We start from the raw sequence: 14,055 nt of genomic DNA, 5'->3' as shown, positions 1-14,055 counted from the left end.
CCTCCTAGAAATTGTCCGTGCGGGTGAACAGACCCACGCGCAGGTCGTGGGCCACGTAGATTTCGTGGCCGTCGACTTCCATGCGCGCATCGGCGATCCCCATCACCAGCTTGCGCATCATGACGCGCTTCATGTCGATGGTATAGCGGACCAGCTTGCCGGTGGGCAGGACCTGGCCGGTGAATTTGACTTCGCCCACGCCCAGCGCGCGGCCCCGTCCCTGGCCGCCGCAGCAGCCCAGGAAGAAACCGACCAGCTGCCACATGGCATCCAGCCCCAGGCAGCCGGGCATGACCGGATCGCCCTGGAAATGGCAGCCGAAGAACCACAGGTCGGGACGGATGTCGAGCTCGGCCACGATCTGGCCCTTGTCGTGCGCGCCGCCCTTGTCGTCGATGTGCGTGATCCGGTCGAGCATCAGCATGGGGGGCAGGGGCAGCTGGGCATTGCCGGGACCAAAAAGTTCCCCGCGCCCGCACGCCAGCAGTTCTTCGTAGCTATAGCTGTTCTTTTGCATGTTTTTCCGTCAGAGATTCCCGGCTCGGCGGCCATTTCGGGCGCAAGGCACCCTGTAAATCAGGTAAGCTGACTAGTATAACCCGAGGCTGAACCACACCGTCACGGTGCCCCGGACGAACACCGGAGGATGGTCGCTGCCCCAGCCTTCGACCCGATGCACCAGCAGCAGCGGCCCGCGCGCCGCGCGGCCGTCGAAGGCATGTGTCTCGACGCTGCGGCCTTCCAGCGGCACGCACGGGCCCTGCTCGGATCCCCAGCACAGCCGGGTGGAAACATGGGCCGTGCTGTCGTAGTCACGCGAGGCATAGACCTGGATGATGCGGGCGGACGCAGGCACTGCGGCATCCCGCGGGCCGGGCTCGTAAACCACCGTCACCGCCCTGCCCTGCGCCTGCAGCCCCTGGCTGACCCGGTCCAGGGTCCAGGCCCGGCCGTTGCCGGCCTGAACCGCACCGGCGGCCAGGGCCAGCGCGGCGGCCATCGCCGCCGCTACACCGCGCGATCCCTGGCCTGCATGTGTCATGCCTGCGGCAAGGCGGGCGCCGCACCCGGCCCGCTCAGCTGAAAGACGCCAACGGCGCGGTTCAGGCCATTCATCTGGTCGTTCAGGGACTGGGCGGCTGCGCCCGCCTCGACCACCAGTGCCGCGTTCTGCTGGGTCACCTGGTCCATCTGGCTGATGGCCTGGTTGATCTGCTCGATGCCGGACGCCTGTTCCCGGCTGGCCAGCGTGATTTCCGACATGATGTCGGCCACCCGCTTCACGCTGACGACCACCTCGGTCATGGTCTGGCCGGCGCCATCGGCCAGCTCGGCCCCGGACTGGATCTTGCGCACGGTATCGTCGATCAGGTCGCGGATTTCCCGGGCGGCGTTGGAAGACCGCTGTGCCAGCGCCCGGACCTCGGAAGCCACCACGGCGAAGCCCTTGCCCTGCTCGCCGGCGCGGGCGGCTTCCACCGCCGCATTCAAGGCCAGGATGTTCGTCTGGAAGGCAATGCTGTCGATGACGCCGACGATGTCGGACATCTGGCGCGTGGACGCATTGACCTCGCTCATGGTCTCGACCACCTGCGACACGGTCCGCCCACCCTGCGAAGCGACCTCGGAAGCGGTCGCCGCAAGCGTGTTGGCCTGCTGGGCATTGGCGGCATTGTGGCTTACCGTGCTGGTGAGCTGTTCCATGCTGGCGGCAGTTTCCTGCAGCGAGGCGGCCTGCTCTTCGGTGCGCGAAGACAGGTCCAGGTTGCCGTGCACGATCTTCTCCACGGACCGGCCGATCCACTCGGTGCCCTGGTGAACCTGGGCCACCGCCTGGGCAATGCCGTCGCGCATGAGCCGCATCGCGTGCATCAGGCTGGCCCTGTCCCCCGGGCGCACTGGGATGTCCACGCGCAAGTCGCCCTGCGACATGCGGTCGGCAATCCGGATGACGGCATCGGGCTCGCCTCCCAGCTGCCGCACCAGCCGGCGCGACAGGGCCGTGCCCACGACCAGGAGGATGAGCGCCAGGATGGCCGCCGCCAGGGCAAATCCGCCGGCCTGACCCCAGACGACCGCATCGACGGTGTCAAGGTACACGCCCGAGCCCAGGATCCAGCCCCAGGGCGTAAATTCCTTCACGTAGGAGACCTTTTGCACGGGCCGTTCCACGCCCGGCTTGGGCCACAGGTAGAACACATAGCCGTCATGCGTCGGGCTGGCCTTGACCGTATCCACGAAGGCCACGAACAGCCGCAGGCCGTCGGGATCCTTCATGCCCCCCAGTTCCTTGCCTTCGAGTTCGGGCTTGATCGGATGCATCACCATCCGCGGCGTCATGTCGTTGATCCAGAAATATTCCTGGCCGCTATAGCGCATGCCGCGAATGGCATCCATGGCCTGCTGTTTCGCCTGGGCTTCGGGCAGGACACCGGTTTCCGCCTGATGGTGGTAATAGGCGATCACCCCGTAGGCCGTTTCGACGGTCTGGCGCGCGCCGATCTGGCGCTCCTGCAACAGGGCGCCGCGCTCCATCCACAGCAGAGACATCGTCAGCACGACGATGCCGACGATCGCCGCCAGAGTGAACAAGGCAAATTTGAACGCAGTCGAACGCGTCCAGGCCTGCAGTGACCGTGACATGATGTATTTTCCCCCATACCTATCATCGTGACCCACAACACAGCTGCGCCCGCGAATCTTCCCGGGGGCGGCCGCCAGCGGATCCCGTCGCGGTCGCAAAAACAGTATACGATTGAAGGATTTCGCCCAAGCTGCGGAAAAAAGGCCATATCCAGGGATTCCTGTCCGTCTGACCCACGCCCATGTGCATCGCCTACCTTTCCCTCGGGGCCCCCGGCTGGCCCCTGCTGATCGCCGCCAACCGGGACGAATTCCACGACCGTCCGGCCCGGGCGGCCGGACCCTGGCCAGAAGCCCCGCACCTGATTGCCGGACGCGACCTGCAAGGCGGCGGCACCTGGATGGGCGCAACCGCGGATGGCCGCTACGCCCTGCTGACCAACTACCGGGAGCCGGGGCGGCCCGTGCGGCCCGGCGCGCCTTCGCGCGGCCTGCTGGTCAGCGATTTCCTGCTTGGCGCAAGCGCCCCGGAAGCCTGGATCGCAGCCATCGCAGCCCGGGCGGACGACTGGGCGGGCTTCAACCTGATCGTCGGCGATGCGCGCCAGGCCTGGTACCTGGGCAACCGGGATGCCGCGCGCACGCCTCGCCGCCTGGAGCCCGGACGCTACGTGCTGTCGAACCACCTGCTCGATACGCCCTGGCCCAAGGCCGCGCGGCTGCGCGCCGCGCTGGACACCCTGCCGCCGGCCGCCTGGTCGCGGGAACCCGAACAAGTGTTCGAACGGTTGCGCGACACAACCCCGGCCGACGATGCGCTGCTGCCCGACACCGGCCTGGCGCCGGAACGCGAGCGCCTGCTGAGCAGCCCCTTCATCATCAGCCCGGACTACGGCACCCGCTGCTCGACAGTGCTGGCGAGAAGCACCGATGGCCTGACATTCTTCAGCGAGCTGGGCTACGACGCGGGCGGACGCCCGGACGAGCGCCACGACTGGCGCCTGCGGGATCCGCAAGCATAGGAAACGGGCAGCGACGGCATGGCCGCGCGCTAAAATGCCGCTTTTCACGCCTTACAGGAAATCGCCATGAGCACCGGGCTCGCCAGCCAGATCACCGACGCCGTCAAAGCCGCCATGCGTGCGCACGACAGCACCCGCCTGGGCACGCTGCGGCTCTTGCAGGCCGCCATCAAGCAGAAAGCAGTGGACGAGCGTGTCGAACCCGACGATGCGGCGATCCTGGCCATCATCGAAAAGCAGGTCAAGCAGCGCCGCGAGTCCATCGCGGCATTCGAATCCGCCGGCCGTGCCGAAAGCGCCGCCCAGGAGCGCGCCGAACTGGACATCCTGAAGGAATTCCTGCCCCAGGGGGCCTCGCCCGAGGAAATCGCCGCCGCCATCGATGCGGCCCTTGCCCAGGCCGCCGCGCAAGGCCTGCAGGGCGGCGCCGCCATGGGCGCCGTCATGGGGCAGCTGAAAAAGGCTCTGGCCGGCCGCGCCGATATGTCCGCGGTATCGGCCCAGGTCCGCGCCCGGCTATAGCCGGCCTCAGCCGGCGGCCGCCTCCGGCGCCAGGGGCAGGCCGTCCCGGATCTGCCGGACCAGGTCGGGTGTGCGCACGAATGCCCGGCCGAATGCGACGGCCTCGCCGCGTTCCGCCTGGATGGCGCGCAGCGCGGAATCGGGATCGTAACCCTCGCTCAGCACCACCGCGCCGCTGAAGGCATCGCGGATCAGCGGGGTCAGCGCATCCGCACCTTCGTGTTCGCGCACACAGATAAAGGCGATGCGCCGCCGGCCCAGTTCGCGCGCCACATGCAGGTACAGGGACGCCGGATCCGAATCCCGCATGTCGTAGCGGTCACCGCGCGGCGACAGGTGCACCCCGACGCGCCCTGCTCCCCAGATGCCGATGCAGGCGTCGACGATTTCCAGCAGGAAGCGGCTGCGCTTGCACACCGAGCCGCCGTAATCGTCCTGGCGTCCGTTGGAACCATCGTGCAGGAACTGGTCGATCAGGTAGCCGTCTCCGGCATGCACCTCCACCCCGTCGAACTCGGCCAGCCAGGCTTGGCGGGCCGCCTGCTCGAAATCCGCAATCACGCGCCGGATCTCGTCGAGCCTGAGGCAGCGCGGCACGACGAACCCCCCGGCCTGCGGGCACGGCCCCCGGCCGCAAGCAATGGCGCTGGGCGCCACGGGCATTTCTCCCGACAAGTATTCGGGATCCGACACCCGGCCGGCATGCCACAGCTGCAGGGCGATGCGCCCGCCGCGCCGATGCACGGCATCCGTGACCGCACGCCAGCCCTGGGCCTGCGCCGAATTCCAGATACCCGGCGTATCCGGGTGACCGATCCCCAGCGGCGACACCGAGGCGGGACCTGCCAGGATCAGGCCCGCATCTGCCCGCCGCGCATAGTAGGCGCGCATGCCGTCGTCGGGCACGCGGCGCTGCGCGGGCCACGCACCCGACGCAGGCGCCATGATGATGCGATTGGGCAGCTCGATTTCCCCCAGCCTGACCGGATCGAACAAACTTGTCATATCATGCGGGAAAAAGCGGGGCTGGTTCAGCGCATTCCCTGTCGTAATTTGCTGCAACGCACCATCCAGATATTAAATTCGCACAAAAATCCATCAGGGTTTTTACCAGATTTTCCAGTTCCTGACCATGGCCGAGACGCCAACCGGAACTGCACGAAGGAGCACCATGGGACAATTCGCCGTCATCGGCCTGGGACGCTTCGGCAGCGCCACCTCGCTGGAACTGATGCGGCTGGGCCATTCGGTCCTGGGCGTGGACGCCGACGGCCGGGTGGTCGACCAGATGGCCGATCGCCTGACTCGCGCGGCCATCGCAGACGTGACCGACCGCGACACCCTGGCTGAGCTGGGCCTGGGCGAATACGACGTGGTCCTGGTCGCGATCGGCGAAGACCTGCAGGCCAGCCTGGTCTGCACCGTGCACCTGAAATCGCTGGGCGTGAAGGAACTCTGGGTCAAGGCCTCCTCACGCGCGCACCACCTGATCCTGGCCAAACTGGGCGCCAGCCGCATCATCCATCCCGAGGAAGAAATGGGGATCCGCATCGCCCAGGTGCTCAGCTACCCCATGGTCAATGACTACATCTCGCTGGGCAACGGCGATTTTGTAGTCGAGATCGAGGCCAGCGCCCAGCTCGACGGCCGCACCCTGGGCGACGCCCTGACAACCGATCCCCCGGGAGCCATCCATGCCCTGGCCGTCAAGCGCAAGGGAGAAACCACCGTGCATCCCACCGACCAGTTCGTGGTGCGCACCAAGGACACGCTGATCCTGTTCGGCCCGCTGCACGAACTGAAGAACGCCGCTCCGAAACTGAGCTGACCCTCCACCCCCGCACGCATGGCTCGTTTCAACATCCATCCGCTGCAAGCCTACCGCCAGGTGCGCCGCACCGGCCAGCTGCAGGCCAGCCCGCCAGCGGTCCTGGCCGGCAGCTTTCTCGTGCTGATCCTGATCGGGACCGCGCTGCTGTCCCTGCCGATCGCGCAGCGCCACCCTTTTGGCGTCTTCGAGGCGCTGTTCACCGCCACATCCGCCGTCACCGTGACCGGCCTGATGCTGATCGACCCCGCCCACGACCTGAGTTTCTTCGGCCAGGCCGTGCTGCTGGCCCTGGTGCAGGTGGGCGGCATCGGCTTCGTGACCTTTGCCATCATTGCCACCCTGACGCTGGGCAAGCGCGTCAGCCTGAAATACCAGGCCCTGGCGCTGGAGGCCTTCAACCAGACCAGCGTCACCCGCATCCGGCAGACGGCGCTGACGGTGCTGAAGTTTTCCCTGGCGATCGAAGGCGCCGCCATCCTGATCCTGACCCTATGGTGGTGGCGCCACGACAGCCTGGGCCACGCCTTCTTGCTGGCCGGATTCCACGCCGTATCGGCCTTCAACAACGCCGGCCTGTCGCTCTTTGCGGGCAGCATGGTCAAATTCACCGAAGACCCGGTCACCACCTTCGTGATCACCGGTTGCGTGATCCTGGGGGGGCTGGGCTTCAGCGTGCTGGCCGACATCCAGCAGAAGCGCAGCTGGGCCACGCTGGCCTACTACACGCGGCTGATGCTGATCGGCACCCTGGTCCTGAACCTGGCCGGCTTCGCGCTGTTCTGGCTGATCGAGGCGCGCAACCCCCATACCCTGGGCGCATTGCCGGCCGCCGGCCAGGGCCTGGCCGCCTGGACCCAGGTCGTCGCGGCACGCACGGCCGGCTTCGCCAGCGTGGACGTCGACCAACTGTACGACAGCTCGCGATTCCTGCTCACAGGGCTGATGTTCATCGGCGGCGGCTCGCTGTCCACGGCCAGCGGCATCAAGCTCGCCACCTTCATCGTCCTGCTGGCGGTGGTCCGGGCCTACATCCTGCAGCGCAGGGAAGTCGTGTTGATGCACCGCACCATCGCTCCCGAAACCATCCACAAGGCCCTGGCCCTGATGATGGTGTCGGGCCTGCTGGTGTGCCTGGGCATCTTCCTGGTCAGCCTGTTCGAAAACCTGCCCTTCATCGCCGTGGTCATGGAGGTCATGTCGGCCTTCAGCACCACCGGCATCAGCCCCGACCTGACCGGCACCCTGAGCCTGCCCAGCCAGATCGTGCTGATGCTGCTGATGTTCGTCGGGCGCCTGGGTCCCCTGACCCTGGTCTACAGCCTGGGCACACAGCGGCGCAGCCGGGTGAGATATCCCGAAACCATGCTTCAGATCGGTTGAAACCCTGCGGATCCAGGCGGCCCGCAGGCCCCGGGCGGGGCCATGTCTTCCCCGGCGCGGCGCCCGATGTACTACTATTACTTTTTTCTCAGTCTCAACCTTTCATTAGGATCCCGCCCATGGTGATTTCCATCGCACGACAGGCGGCGCTGTGCGCTGTCCTCGGCCTCGCAGGCCTGGCCTCCACGGCCTCGGCCGCCACCCTGAAAATCGGCACCGAAGGCGGCTATCCGCCCTGGAGCATGGTCGATGCCAGCGGCAAAGTCACCGGTTTCGACGCCGACGTCGGCCACGCCCTGTGCAAGAAGCTCGACATGAAATGCCGCTTCGTGGTCCAGGCCTTCGACAGCCTGATCCCCGCCCTGCAGGCCGAGCGCTTCGACCTGGTGATCTCGGGCATGTCCGTCACCGCCGAACGCGCCAAGGTCATCTCCTTCAGCATCCCCTACGCCACCGAGGATTCCGCCTTCGTGCTGCCCAAGGGCGACGCCCTGCTGAAGGCCGCCGATTCCAAGGCCCTGATGGCCGGGCTGGCCGGCAAGACCGTGGGCGTGCAAAGCGGCACCACCCAGGGCGCCTTCCTGCAGAAATACGCCCCCGACCTGAAGCTCAAGACCTACGAGACCCAGGACCAGATGCAAATGGACCTGTCGGCCGGCCGCCTGGACGCGACCTTCTCCGAAGTTACCCCGCAAAGCCAGTTCCTGGACACCACCGGCAAGGGTAAGTTCGCCCTGGCCGACGCCGTGGTCAAGAGCAGCGCCGACCCGGAAATCCTGGGCCTGGGCATCGGGGCCGGCATCAACCAGAAGAACACCGAGCTGAAGGCCAAGGTCGACAAGGCGCTGTGCGAACTGATCGCCGACGGCACCATCAAGTCCTCCAGCGTCAAGTGGTTCGGCGTCGACCTGTCCAACTACGCCGCCTGCCAGAAGTAATGCCTGACGACACCGCCGGTGCCTCCGGGCGCCGGCGCCATTTCCCCGGGGCAGCCGGCCACCGCACGCCGGTGCCGCCTCGGGGTTTTCCATTGATTTCATGATCCAGACCCTGCACGACATCCTGAGCGCCGGCTGGGGCGCCATGCTGCTGCGCGGCGCGGCCATGACCGTCTTCATCAGCGTGTGCGGCATCAGCCTGGGCATGGCGATCGGCATCGCCGGCGCTGCCGCCAAGACCGGCGCCAGCCGGCCGGCGCGCGCGCTCGTCGCCCTGTACACCCTGATCGTGCGCAGCGTGCCGGAACTGCTCATCATCTACCTGCTGTTCTTCGGTACGGTGCAGCCCGCCGCCGACCTGGCCGACTGGCTGGAATGGGACGATCTGATGAGCACTGTCTTTCCCATGCTGGTCGGCATCCTGGCCATCGCCCTGATTTCAGGGTCCTACAGCGTGGAAGTCTTTCGCGGCGCCTTCAAGGCCATCGACCCCGGCCAGCTCGAAGCCGCCCGCGCCATCGGCATGGACCGCCGCCAGTGCCTGCGGCGCATCACCCTGCCGCAACTGTTCTGGTATGCGCTGCCCGGTGCCAACAACGTCTGGCAGGCCGCCCTGAAAGACACCGCACTGGTGTCCCTGGTGGGGCTGGTCGAACTGATGCGCGCCGCGGTGCTGGGCTCGGCCGCCACGCGCGCACCCCTGATCCTGTACCTGATGGCCGGCATCCTGTATTTCCTGATCGGGGCCTGCAGCCAGGGGCTGTTCGTCTGGGCCGAGCGCCATTTCGGGCGTGGCATGCGGGGGGCCGGACGATGATCGAGCTGTTCGAGCACGCCGTACCCGTCCTGATCGAGGGCTTCTGGATCACCCTGCGCATCGGCCTGTTCTCCATCCTGTTCGCCTCACTGCTGGGCCTGGGCGCAGCGCTGATGCGCACTACGCGCCACCCGCTGGTGTCGGGCACCGCCTTTGCCTACAGCACCGTTTTTCGCGGCACGCCGCTGCTGATCCAGCTGTTCCTGCTGTACTACGGCATCGGCACCCTGGAATCCGTGCGCGACCAGCCCGCCCTGTGGTGGCTGTTTTCCGACGGCGCGCGCTGCGCCATCCTGGCCATCGCCCTGAACAGCGGCGCCTACATGAGCGAAGCGATCCGCGGCGGACTGCAATCCGTGCCGGCCGGCCAGCTGGACGCCGCCGCGTCCTGCGGCATGAGCCGCCTGCAGATCTTCCGCCGCATCCGCTTTCCCCTGGCCATCCGCCAGGCCTTCCCGGCCTACAGCAACGAACTGGTGCTGGCCATCAAGGGCACCAGCCTGGCCTCCACCATCGCCGTCATGGAACTGACCGGCTTCGCCCGGCGCCTGATGAGCCAGAGCTACCTGATCGTCGAGACCTTCATCATCGCCGGCATCCTGTACCTGGCCATCAACGTGACCTTGCTGGGCTGCGCCTGGCTGGTGGAGCGCGGGCTGGGGATCCGGTCGGGGGAATAGAAGCCGCGACCCGCCATCCCGCCACGATGAAACGCGCCCCCACCCTCCCCGCCGCCTGCCCCTGCGGCCTTCCGGCCGCCTACGCCGACTGCTGCGGCCGCTGGCATCACGGCCCCCTGCGCCTGCGGGCGCCCGACGCCCAAGCCCTGATGCGCTCACGCTACAGCGCCTACGTGCTGGATGAACTGGACTACCTGCTGCAGACCTGGCACCCCGACACACGTCCCGCCACCCTGGACCCCAACGAACCGGGCACGCGCTGGCTGGGACTGGAAGTGCGCCGCCATGTCCGCCTGGACGCCGACACCGAAATCGTGGAATTCATCGCGCGGGTGCGCGTCCACGGGCGCGCCACCCGGATCCACGAGACCAGCCGCTTCACGCGGCTGGACGGGATCTGGGTGTACGTGGATGGGCAGGAGCCAGTCAGACCGGCTTGATGGCGATCTTCAGCACGCCGTCGCGCTGGTGGGCAAACAGATCGTAGGCCGCAACGATGTCGTCCAGCTTGTAGTGGTGGGTGACCAGCACGCCCAGGTCCAGGCGCTCGGCTGCAATCACATTCATCAGGCGGCGCATGCGTTCCTTGCCGCCGGGGCACAAGGCCGTATTGATGCGATGGTCGCCCAGGCCGGCGGCGAAGGCATCGAGCGGAATCCTCAGGTCCTGGGAATACACCCCCAGGCTGGACAAGGTCCCGCCCGGTTTGAGGCAGCGCAGAGCCTGCTCGAACGTGGTCTGCGTGCCGAGCGCCTCGATGGCCGAATCGGCGCCGCGCCCGCCCGTGAGCCGCATCACTTCGTCGACCACGTCGCAGGTATTGAAATCCAGGGAGATATCGGCCCCCAGCCTGCGCGAAATACCCAGGCGGTGCGCATTGCCGTCCACCGCGATGATGGTGGTCGCTCCCAGCAAGCGAGCCCCGGCGGTTGCGCACAGGCCGATGGGGCCTTGTGCAAAGACGACCACCGTGTCACCCAGGCGGATGTGGGCGTTTTCCGCCCCCTTGAAGCCTGTGGACATGATGTCCGGGCACATCAGCACCTGCTCATCGGTCAGGCCGTCCGGAATCGGCGCGAGATTGGCCTGCGCGTCCGGCACCAGCACGTATTCCGCCTGGGTGCCGTCGATCAAATTGCCGAAACGCCATCCGGCGGTGGCCTTGTAGCCATGGCAGCCGCAGCGTCCCGAAGGGATCAGGTAGCTGCCGTCCTGCGATGGCACGCCATCCTGGGCGGCGTAGGAGCCGAAGTTCGGACAGATTGCCCCGGCGATCACACGCTGCCCTTCCTGGTAGCCGGTGACTGCGCTGCCGAGCTTTTCGATGACGCCCACGGGCTCGTGGCCGACCGTGAGGCCTGGGGCGACCGGATATTCGCCCTTGAGGATGTGGATGTCGGTGCCGCAGATCGTGGTCGTGGTGATGCGGACCAACGCATCGTTGGGACCGACATCGGGAATGGGCTTGTCGGTCAGTTCGATACGGCCGGGTTCGACGAATACGGCGGCTTTCATGGTGGCAACCATCGGCGTTCTCCTTGGATGAGATGCGGGTCAATGGCTTGCCGGCCCGCAGGCGATGGTTTCATCGTATCGGTTGGCCAAGGGCTGGTGTTTGCGCCAGGTCATGGGAATCCTTTTTGCGTGGATGTAATGACCCAGTAAAAACCTGCTCAGGTGATAATTCAGGAAATCACCATGAGTACGAAGATGGAAGACGAGATCAAACGATGGACGGCCAAGCGCAAAAGCGCGCTGGTGCTGGACATCATTCAGGGCAAAACCACGGTGTCCGAGGCCAGCCGCACCTACGACCTATCACCCTCCGAAGTGGAGAAATGGGTCGATGACGCCAAGCGGGGCATGGAAAACGCGCTGAGAGCCAATCCGCTGGACGTCAAAGAACAATACGAACGCCAGATCAAGGACTTGCAAGAGGCCTACGGCGAGGCGATGCTGGAGCTACGCGCAAGAAAAAAATTGCAGTCCCTGTTGAGCGAGGACGAGAAATGATCGAGACGATCCGCCAGGGACTGAAGGAAGAAGGCTTTACCGTCTCGATCTCCAAGCTGTGCCAGTGGTTCGGTATCCCCCGGCGCACGGTGTACTACAAGCCGACCAAATCCGCGCCCAAGGTTGACCCGCAGTTTGCCGAACCCATCAAGGCTATGATTGAAGAATCGCCCTCCTTTGGCTACCGGACGGTGGCTCACCTGTTGGGGTTCAACAAGAACACAGTGCAGCGCATCTTCCAGCTCAAGGGCTGGCAGGTCAAAAAGCGCGCCGTGGGCTTCAGGCCACGGATTCAGGCGCTCCCTTCGGTGGCCACGGCACTGAACATGAAAACTCCGGCCGAGGCCTTCGCATTAGCCGCCTGACCTGCGCAGGTTCCGCTGGGTCATTACACCCATGGAGAGCTTCTTCTCCACGCTGAAAACCGAACGGCTGAGCCGACGCATCCACAGATCCAGAGATGAATGTCGCGCCGATGTGTTCGACTACATCGAGCGGTTCTACAACTCACGACGCCAGCACTCAACGCTGGGTACGTCAGCCCCATGCAGTTCGAGGCGGCGATTTCTTAGGTTAACCAACCTGTCCGGCGGGACGGGGCAAGCCCATCATTTGCAGTTCGACCGACAGGCCAAGCTCACCTTGCGACTTACGCTCGCTACTGCTTCAACTGCAAAGACGCTACGAAACCCAGGACGAGTCGACATAAAAAACTTGATTACAGCCCTAAAGTTCCTTTGTCCCCTTCCGTTAACGGGGCAGAACAGGAGGTCACTCAGTTTGTCATCCTGGGCAACACGGGCGGATCTCCGCCGAACAACTTAGGAGTCTCTCATGGCTGTTATCAATACTAACTACCTCTCTCTGGTCTCTCAGAATAATCTGAACAAGTCTCAGTCCGCCCTGGGTTCTGCGATCCAACGTCTGTCCTCGGGCCTGCGCATTAACAGCGCCAAGGACGATGCGGCTGGACAGGCCATTGCCAACCGTATGACCGCCCAAGTGCGAGGCATGACCCAGGCTGCTCGCAATGCCAACGACGGTATCTCTCTGGCTCAGACCGCTGAAGGCAACCTGAACGAAATCAACAATAATTTGCAGCGTATTCGCGAACTGGCTGTTCAGGCTGCCAACGATGTGAATGGTACGTCCGACCGCCAATCGATTCAGGATGAAATCGCTGCGCGCCTGTCGGAAATTGATCGTGTTGCCAATGGGGCGAAGTTCAATGAAACCAAGTTGCTGAGCGCATCTGGGACTCTGTCGATCCAGGTCGGGGCCAATACGACTGCCAATGACGTCATCAATATTAAGACCTTTAATGCTACCGTAACTTCGGGCGGTCTTCTGGACGGTGTCACTACTACTGGCTCTGCTGCTAGCGGTGCCGGCTTTAATGCTTCTTCTGCTATCACTGTCACTGGCACCGGATCTGGTGCAGTGGAGAATGCTCAGAAGACCATCAACACCGTCGACAAAATGTTGGAAAATGTCGATAAGGCCCGTAGCGAATTGGGTGTGATCCAGAATCGCTTGGAATCTACGGTCGCCAATCTGAACAACACCATAACCAATCTGTCGGCTTCGCGCTCGCGTATTGAAGACGCCGACTACGCGGTGGAAGTGTCTAACATGACACGGGCACAGATTCTGCAGCAGGCCGGTACCGCCGTGCTAGCGCAAGCCAACCAGGTTCCGCAGACCATGCTGTCCCTGCTGCGTTAATTCGCACAGTGGGTTCGAGGCTGCCTCGACTGTCTCGGGCATACGAAAAGCCACTGGCGCAAGCCAGTGGCTTTTTTGTTTGATACGATGGCTTGTTGGTAATCCCCTCATTAAAGCGGTGCGGTCAGATTCCTCATTGAGGAGTTCTACAGCTTGAAGAAGTCACGATTCACAGACAGTCAAATCCTGGACGCGATCAAACGGGTGGAGGTCGGCATCACGGTGCCAGAGATGTGCCGTGAGCTGGGCATCAGCTCCGCGACGTTCTACAAGTGGCGCGCCAAATACGGCCGCATGGATGTGCCGGTGATGTCGCGGATGAAGGAGCTGGAGGCGGAGAATGCCCGACTGCGCAAGATGTACGTCGAGGAGAAGCTCAAGGCCGAACTGTAATGACCCAGTAAAAACCTGCTCAGGTGATAATTTAGGAAATCACCATGAGTACGAAGATGGAAGACGAGATCAAACGATGGACTGAATCACACCGGGGATCGCGGAGGCTGTTTGGTTAAAGTAAAACAGGTTCCACAGTCGGCGCTGCAAG

At 64.6% G+C, this 14,055-nt stretch carries 16 protein-coding genes and 2 pseudogenes; 13 read left to right on the top strand and 5 right to left on the bottom strand.

Annotation, left to right across the window (positions count from 1 at the left end; genetic code table 11):
- Window positions 1-4: 4 nt before the first annotated feature.
- The 3 genes from fabA to ABD022_RS07210 form a co-directional block, all read right to left on the bottom strand.
- Window positions 5-517 (bottom strand): 3-hydroxyacyl-[acyl-carrier-protein] dehydratase FabA, encoded by a 513-nt coding sequence (gene fabA, locus ABD022_RS07220; RefSeq protein ID WP_325124614.1) that lies wholly within the window; start codon window positions 515-517, stop codon window positions 5-7.
- 72 nt (window positions 518-589) lie between these two features.
- Window positions 590-1,042: a flagellar protein FlhE gene (locus tag ABD022_RS07215; protein WP_343820679.1), complete on the bottom strand. Its 453-nt coding sequence runs from the start codon at window positions 1,040-1,042 to the stop codon at window positions 590-592.
- Window positions 1,039-2,643 (bottom strand): methyl-accepting chemotaxis protein, encoded by a 1,605-nt coding sequence (locus tag ABD022_RS07210; protein ID WP_343820678.1) that lies wholly within the window; start codon window positions 2,641-2,643, stop codon window positions 1,039-1,041. Before ABD022_RS07210 ends, ABD022_RS07215 begins: the two co-directional genes overlap by 4 nt.
- Before the next feature lie 182 nt (window positions 2,644-2,825).
- Between ABD022_RS07210 and ABD022_RS07205 the strand changes: the two genes are divergently transcribed.
- Complete coding sequence (locus ABD022_RS07205) at window positions 2,826-3,605, top strand: NRDE family protein (RefSeq protein WP_343820676.1); 780 nt, start codon at window positions 2,826-2,828, stop codon at window positions 3,603-3,605.
- A gap of 66 nt (window positions 3,606-3,671) precedes the next feature.
- Complete coding sequence (locus ABD022_RS07200; RefSeq protein WP_325124610.1) at window positions 3,672-4,127, top strand: GatB/YqeY domain-containing protein; 456 nt, start codon at window positions 3,672-3,674, stop codon at window positions 4,125-4,127.
- 6 nt (window positions 4,128-4,133) lie between these two features.
- On the opposite strand, the gene ABD022_RS07195 is transcribed toward ABD022_RS07200, so the two are convergent.
- Entirely contained in the window at window positions 4,134-5,132 is a 999-nt protein-coding gene (locus tag ABD022_RS07195; RefSeq protein ID WP_325124609.1) for an alkene reductase, read from the bottom strand.
- Between the two features lie 166 nt (window positions 5,133-5,298).
- On the opposite strand from ABD022_RS07195, the gene ABD022_RS07190 reads away from it, so the two are divergent.
- The 6 genes from ABD022_RS07190 to ABD022_RS07165 all read left to right on the top strand — a co-directional run bounded on the left by ABD022_RS07190 (window position 5,299) and on the right by ABD022_RS07165 (window position 10,213).
- Window positions 5,299-5,955 (top strand): potassium channel family protein, encoded by a 657-nt coding sequence (locus ABD022_RS07190; RefSeq protein WP_325124608.1) that lies wholly within the window; start codon window positions 5,299-5,301, stop codon window positions 5,953-5,955.
- 18 nt (window positions 5,956-5,973) lie between these two features.
- Window positions 5,974-7,338 (top strand): TrkH family potassium uptake protein, encoded by a 1,365-nt coding sequence (locus ABD022_RS07185; RefSeq protein ID WP_343820674.1) that lies wholly within the window; start codon window positions 5,974-5,976, stop codon window positions 7,336-7,338.
- A gap of 119 nt (window positions 7,339-7,457) precedes the next feature.
- Window positions 7,458-8,276, top strand: a complete 819-nt coding sequence (locus ABD022_RS07180; protein WP_325124606.1) for a transporter substrate-binding domain-containing protein — start codon at window positions 7,458-7,460, stop codon at window positions 8,274-8,276.
- Between the two features lie 100 nt (window positions 8,277-8,376).
- Window positions 8,377-9,093 (top strand): ABC transporter permease, encoded by a 717-nt coding sequence (locus ABD022_RS07175; protein ID WP_325124605.1) that lies wholly within the window; start codon window positions 8,377-8,379, stop codon window positions 9,091-9,093.
- Complete coding sequence (locus ABD022_RS07170; protein WP_343820672.1) at window positions 9,090-9,773, top strand: ABC transporter permease; 684 nt, start codon at window positions 9,090-9,092, stop codon at window positions 9,771-9,773. Before ABD022_RS07175 ends, ABD022_RS07170 begins: the two co-directional genes overlap by 4 nt.
- A gap of 26 nt (window positions 9,774-9,799) precedes the next feature.
- Window positions 9,800-10,213 (top strand): YchJ family protein, encoded by a 414-nt coding sequence (locus tag ABD022_RS07165; protein ID WP_343820670.1) that lies wholly within the window; start codon window positions 9,800-9,802, stop codon window positions 10,211-10,213.
- Here the strand turns inward: ABD022_RS07165 and ABD022_RS07160 are convergent.
- Complete coding sequence (locus tag ABD022_RS07160) at window positions 10,200-11,300, bottom strand: NAD(P)-dependent alcohol dehydrogenase (protein WP_343820668.1); 1,101 nt, start codon at window positions 11,298-11,300, stop codon at window positions 10,200-10,202. The genes ABD022_RS07165 and ABD022_RS07160 overlap by 14 nt on opposite strands.
- 171 nt (window positions 11,301-11,471) lie before the next feature.
- Between ABD022_RS07160 and ABD022_RS07155 the strand changes: the two genes are divergently transcribed.
- The 5 genes and pseudogenes from ABD022_RS07155 to ABD022_RS07135 all read left to right on the top strand — a co-directional run.
- Complete coding sequence (locus tag ABD022_RS07155; protein WP_343820667.1) at window positions 11,472-11,786, top strand: DUF1153 domain-containing protein; 315 nt, start codon at window positions 11,472-11,474, stop codon at window positions 11,784-11,786.
- Window positions 11,783-12,151 carry a hypothetical protein gene (locus ABD022_RS07150; protein WP_343820666.1) on the top strand — a complete coding sequence of 123 codons (369 nt, stop codon included), beginning with the start codon at window positions 11,783-11,785 and terminating at the stop codon, window positions 12,149-12,151. Before ABD022_RS07155 ends, ABD022_RS07150 begins: the two co-directional genes overlap by 4 nt.
- 16 nt (window positions 12,152-12,167) lie before the next feature.
- Window positions 12,168-12,358, top strand: a pseudogene (locus ABD022_RS07145) (IS3 family transposase); the annotation flags it as partial.
- A 262-nt stretch (window positions 12,359-12,620) separates the two neighbouring features.
- Complete coding sequence (locus ABD022_RS07140; RefSeq protein WP_343820664.1) at window positions 12,621-13,511, top strand: flagellin N-terminal helical domain-containing protein; 891 nt, start codon at window positions 12,621-12,623, stop codon at window positions 13,509-13,511.
- A 153-nt stretch (window positions 13,512-13,664) separates the two neighbouring features.
- Window positions 13,665-13,901, top strand: a pseudogene (locus ABD022_RS07135) (transposase); the annotation flags it as partial.
- Window positions 13,902-14,055 lie beyond the last annotated feature (154 nt).

This window comes from Castellaniella daejeonensis, from assembly GCF_039523555.1.
Taxonomy (GTDB): Bacteria; Pseudomonadota; Gammaproteobacteria; order Burkholderiales; family Burkholderiaceae_B; genus Castellaniella; species Castellaniella daejeonensis.
The sequence above is the reverse complement of the archived record's forward strand: the minus strand, read 5'-3'. Positions and strand labels throughout refer to the sequence as shown.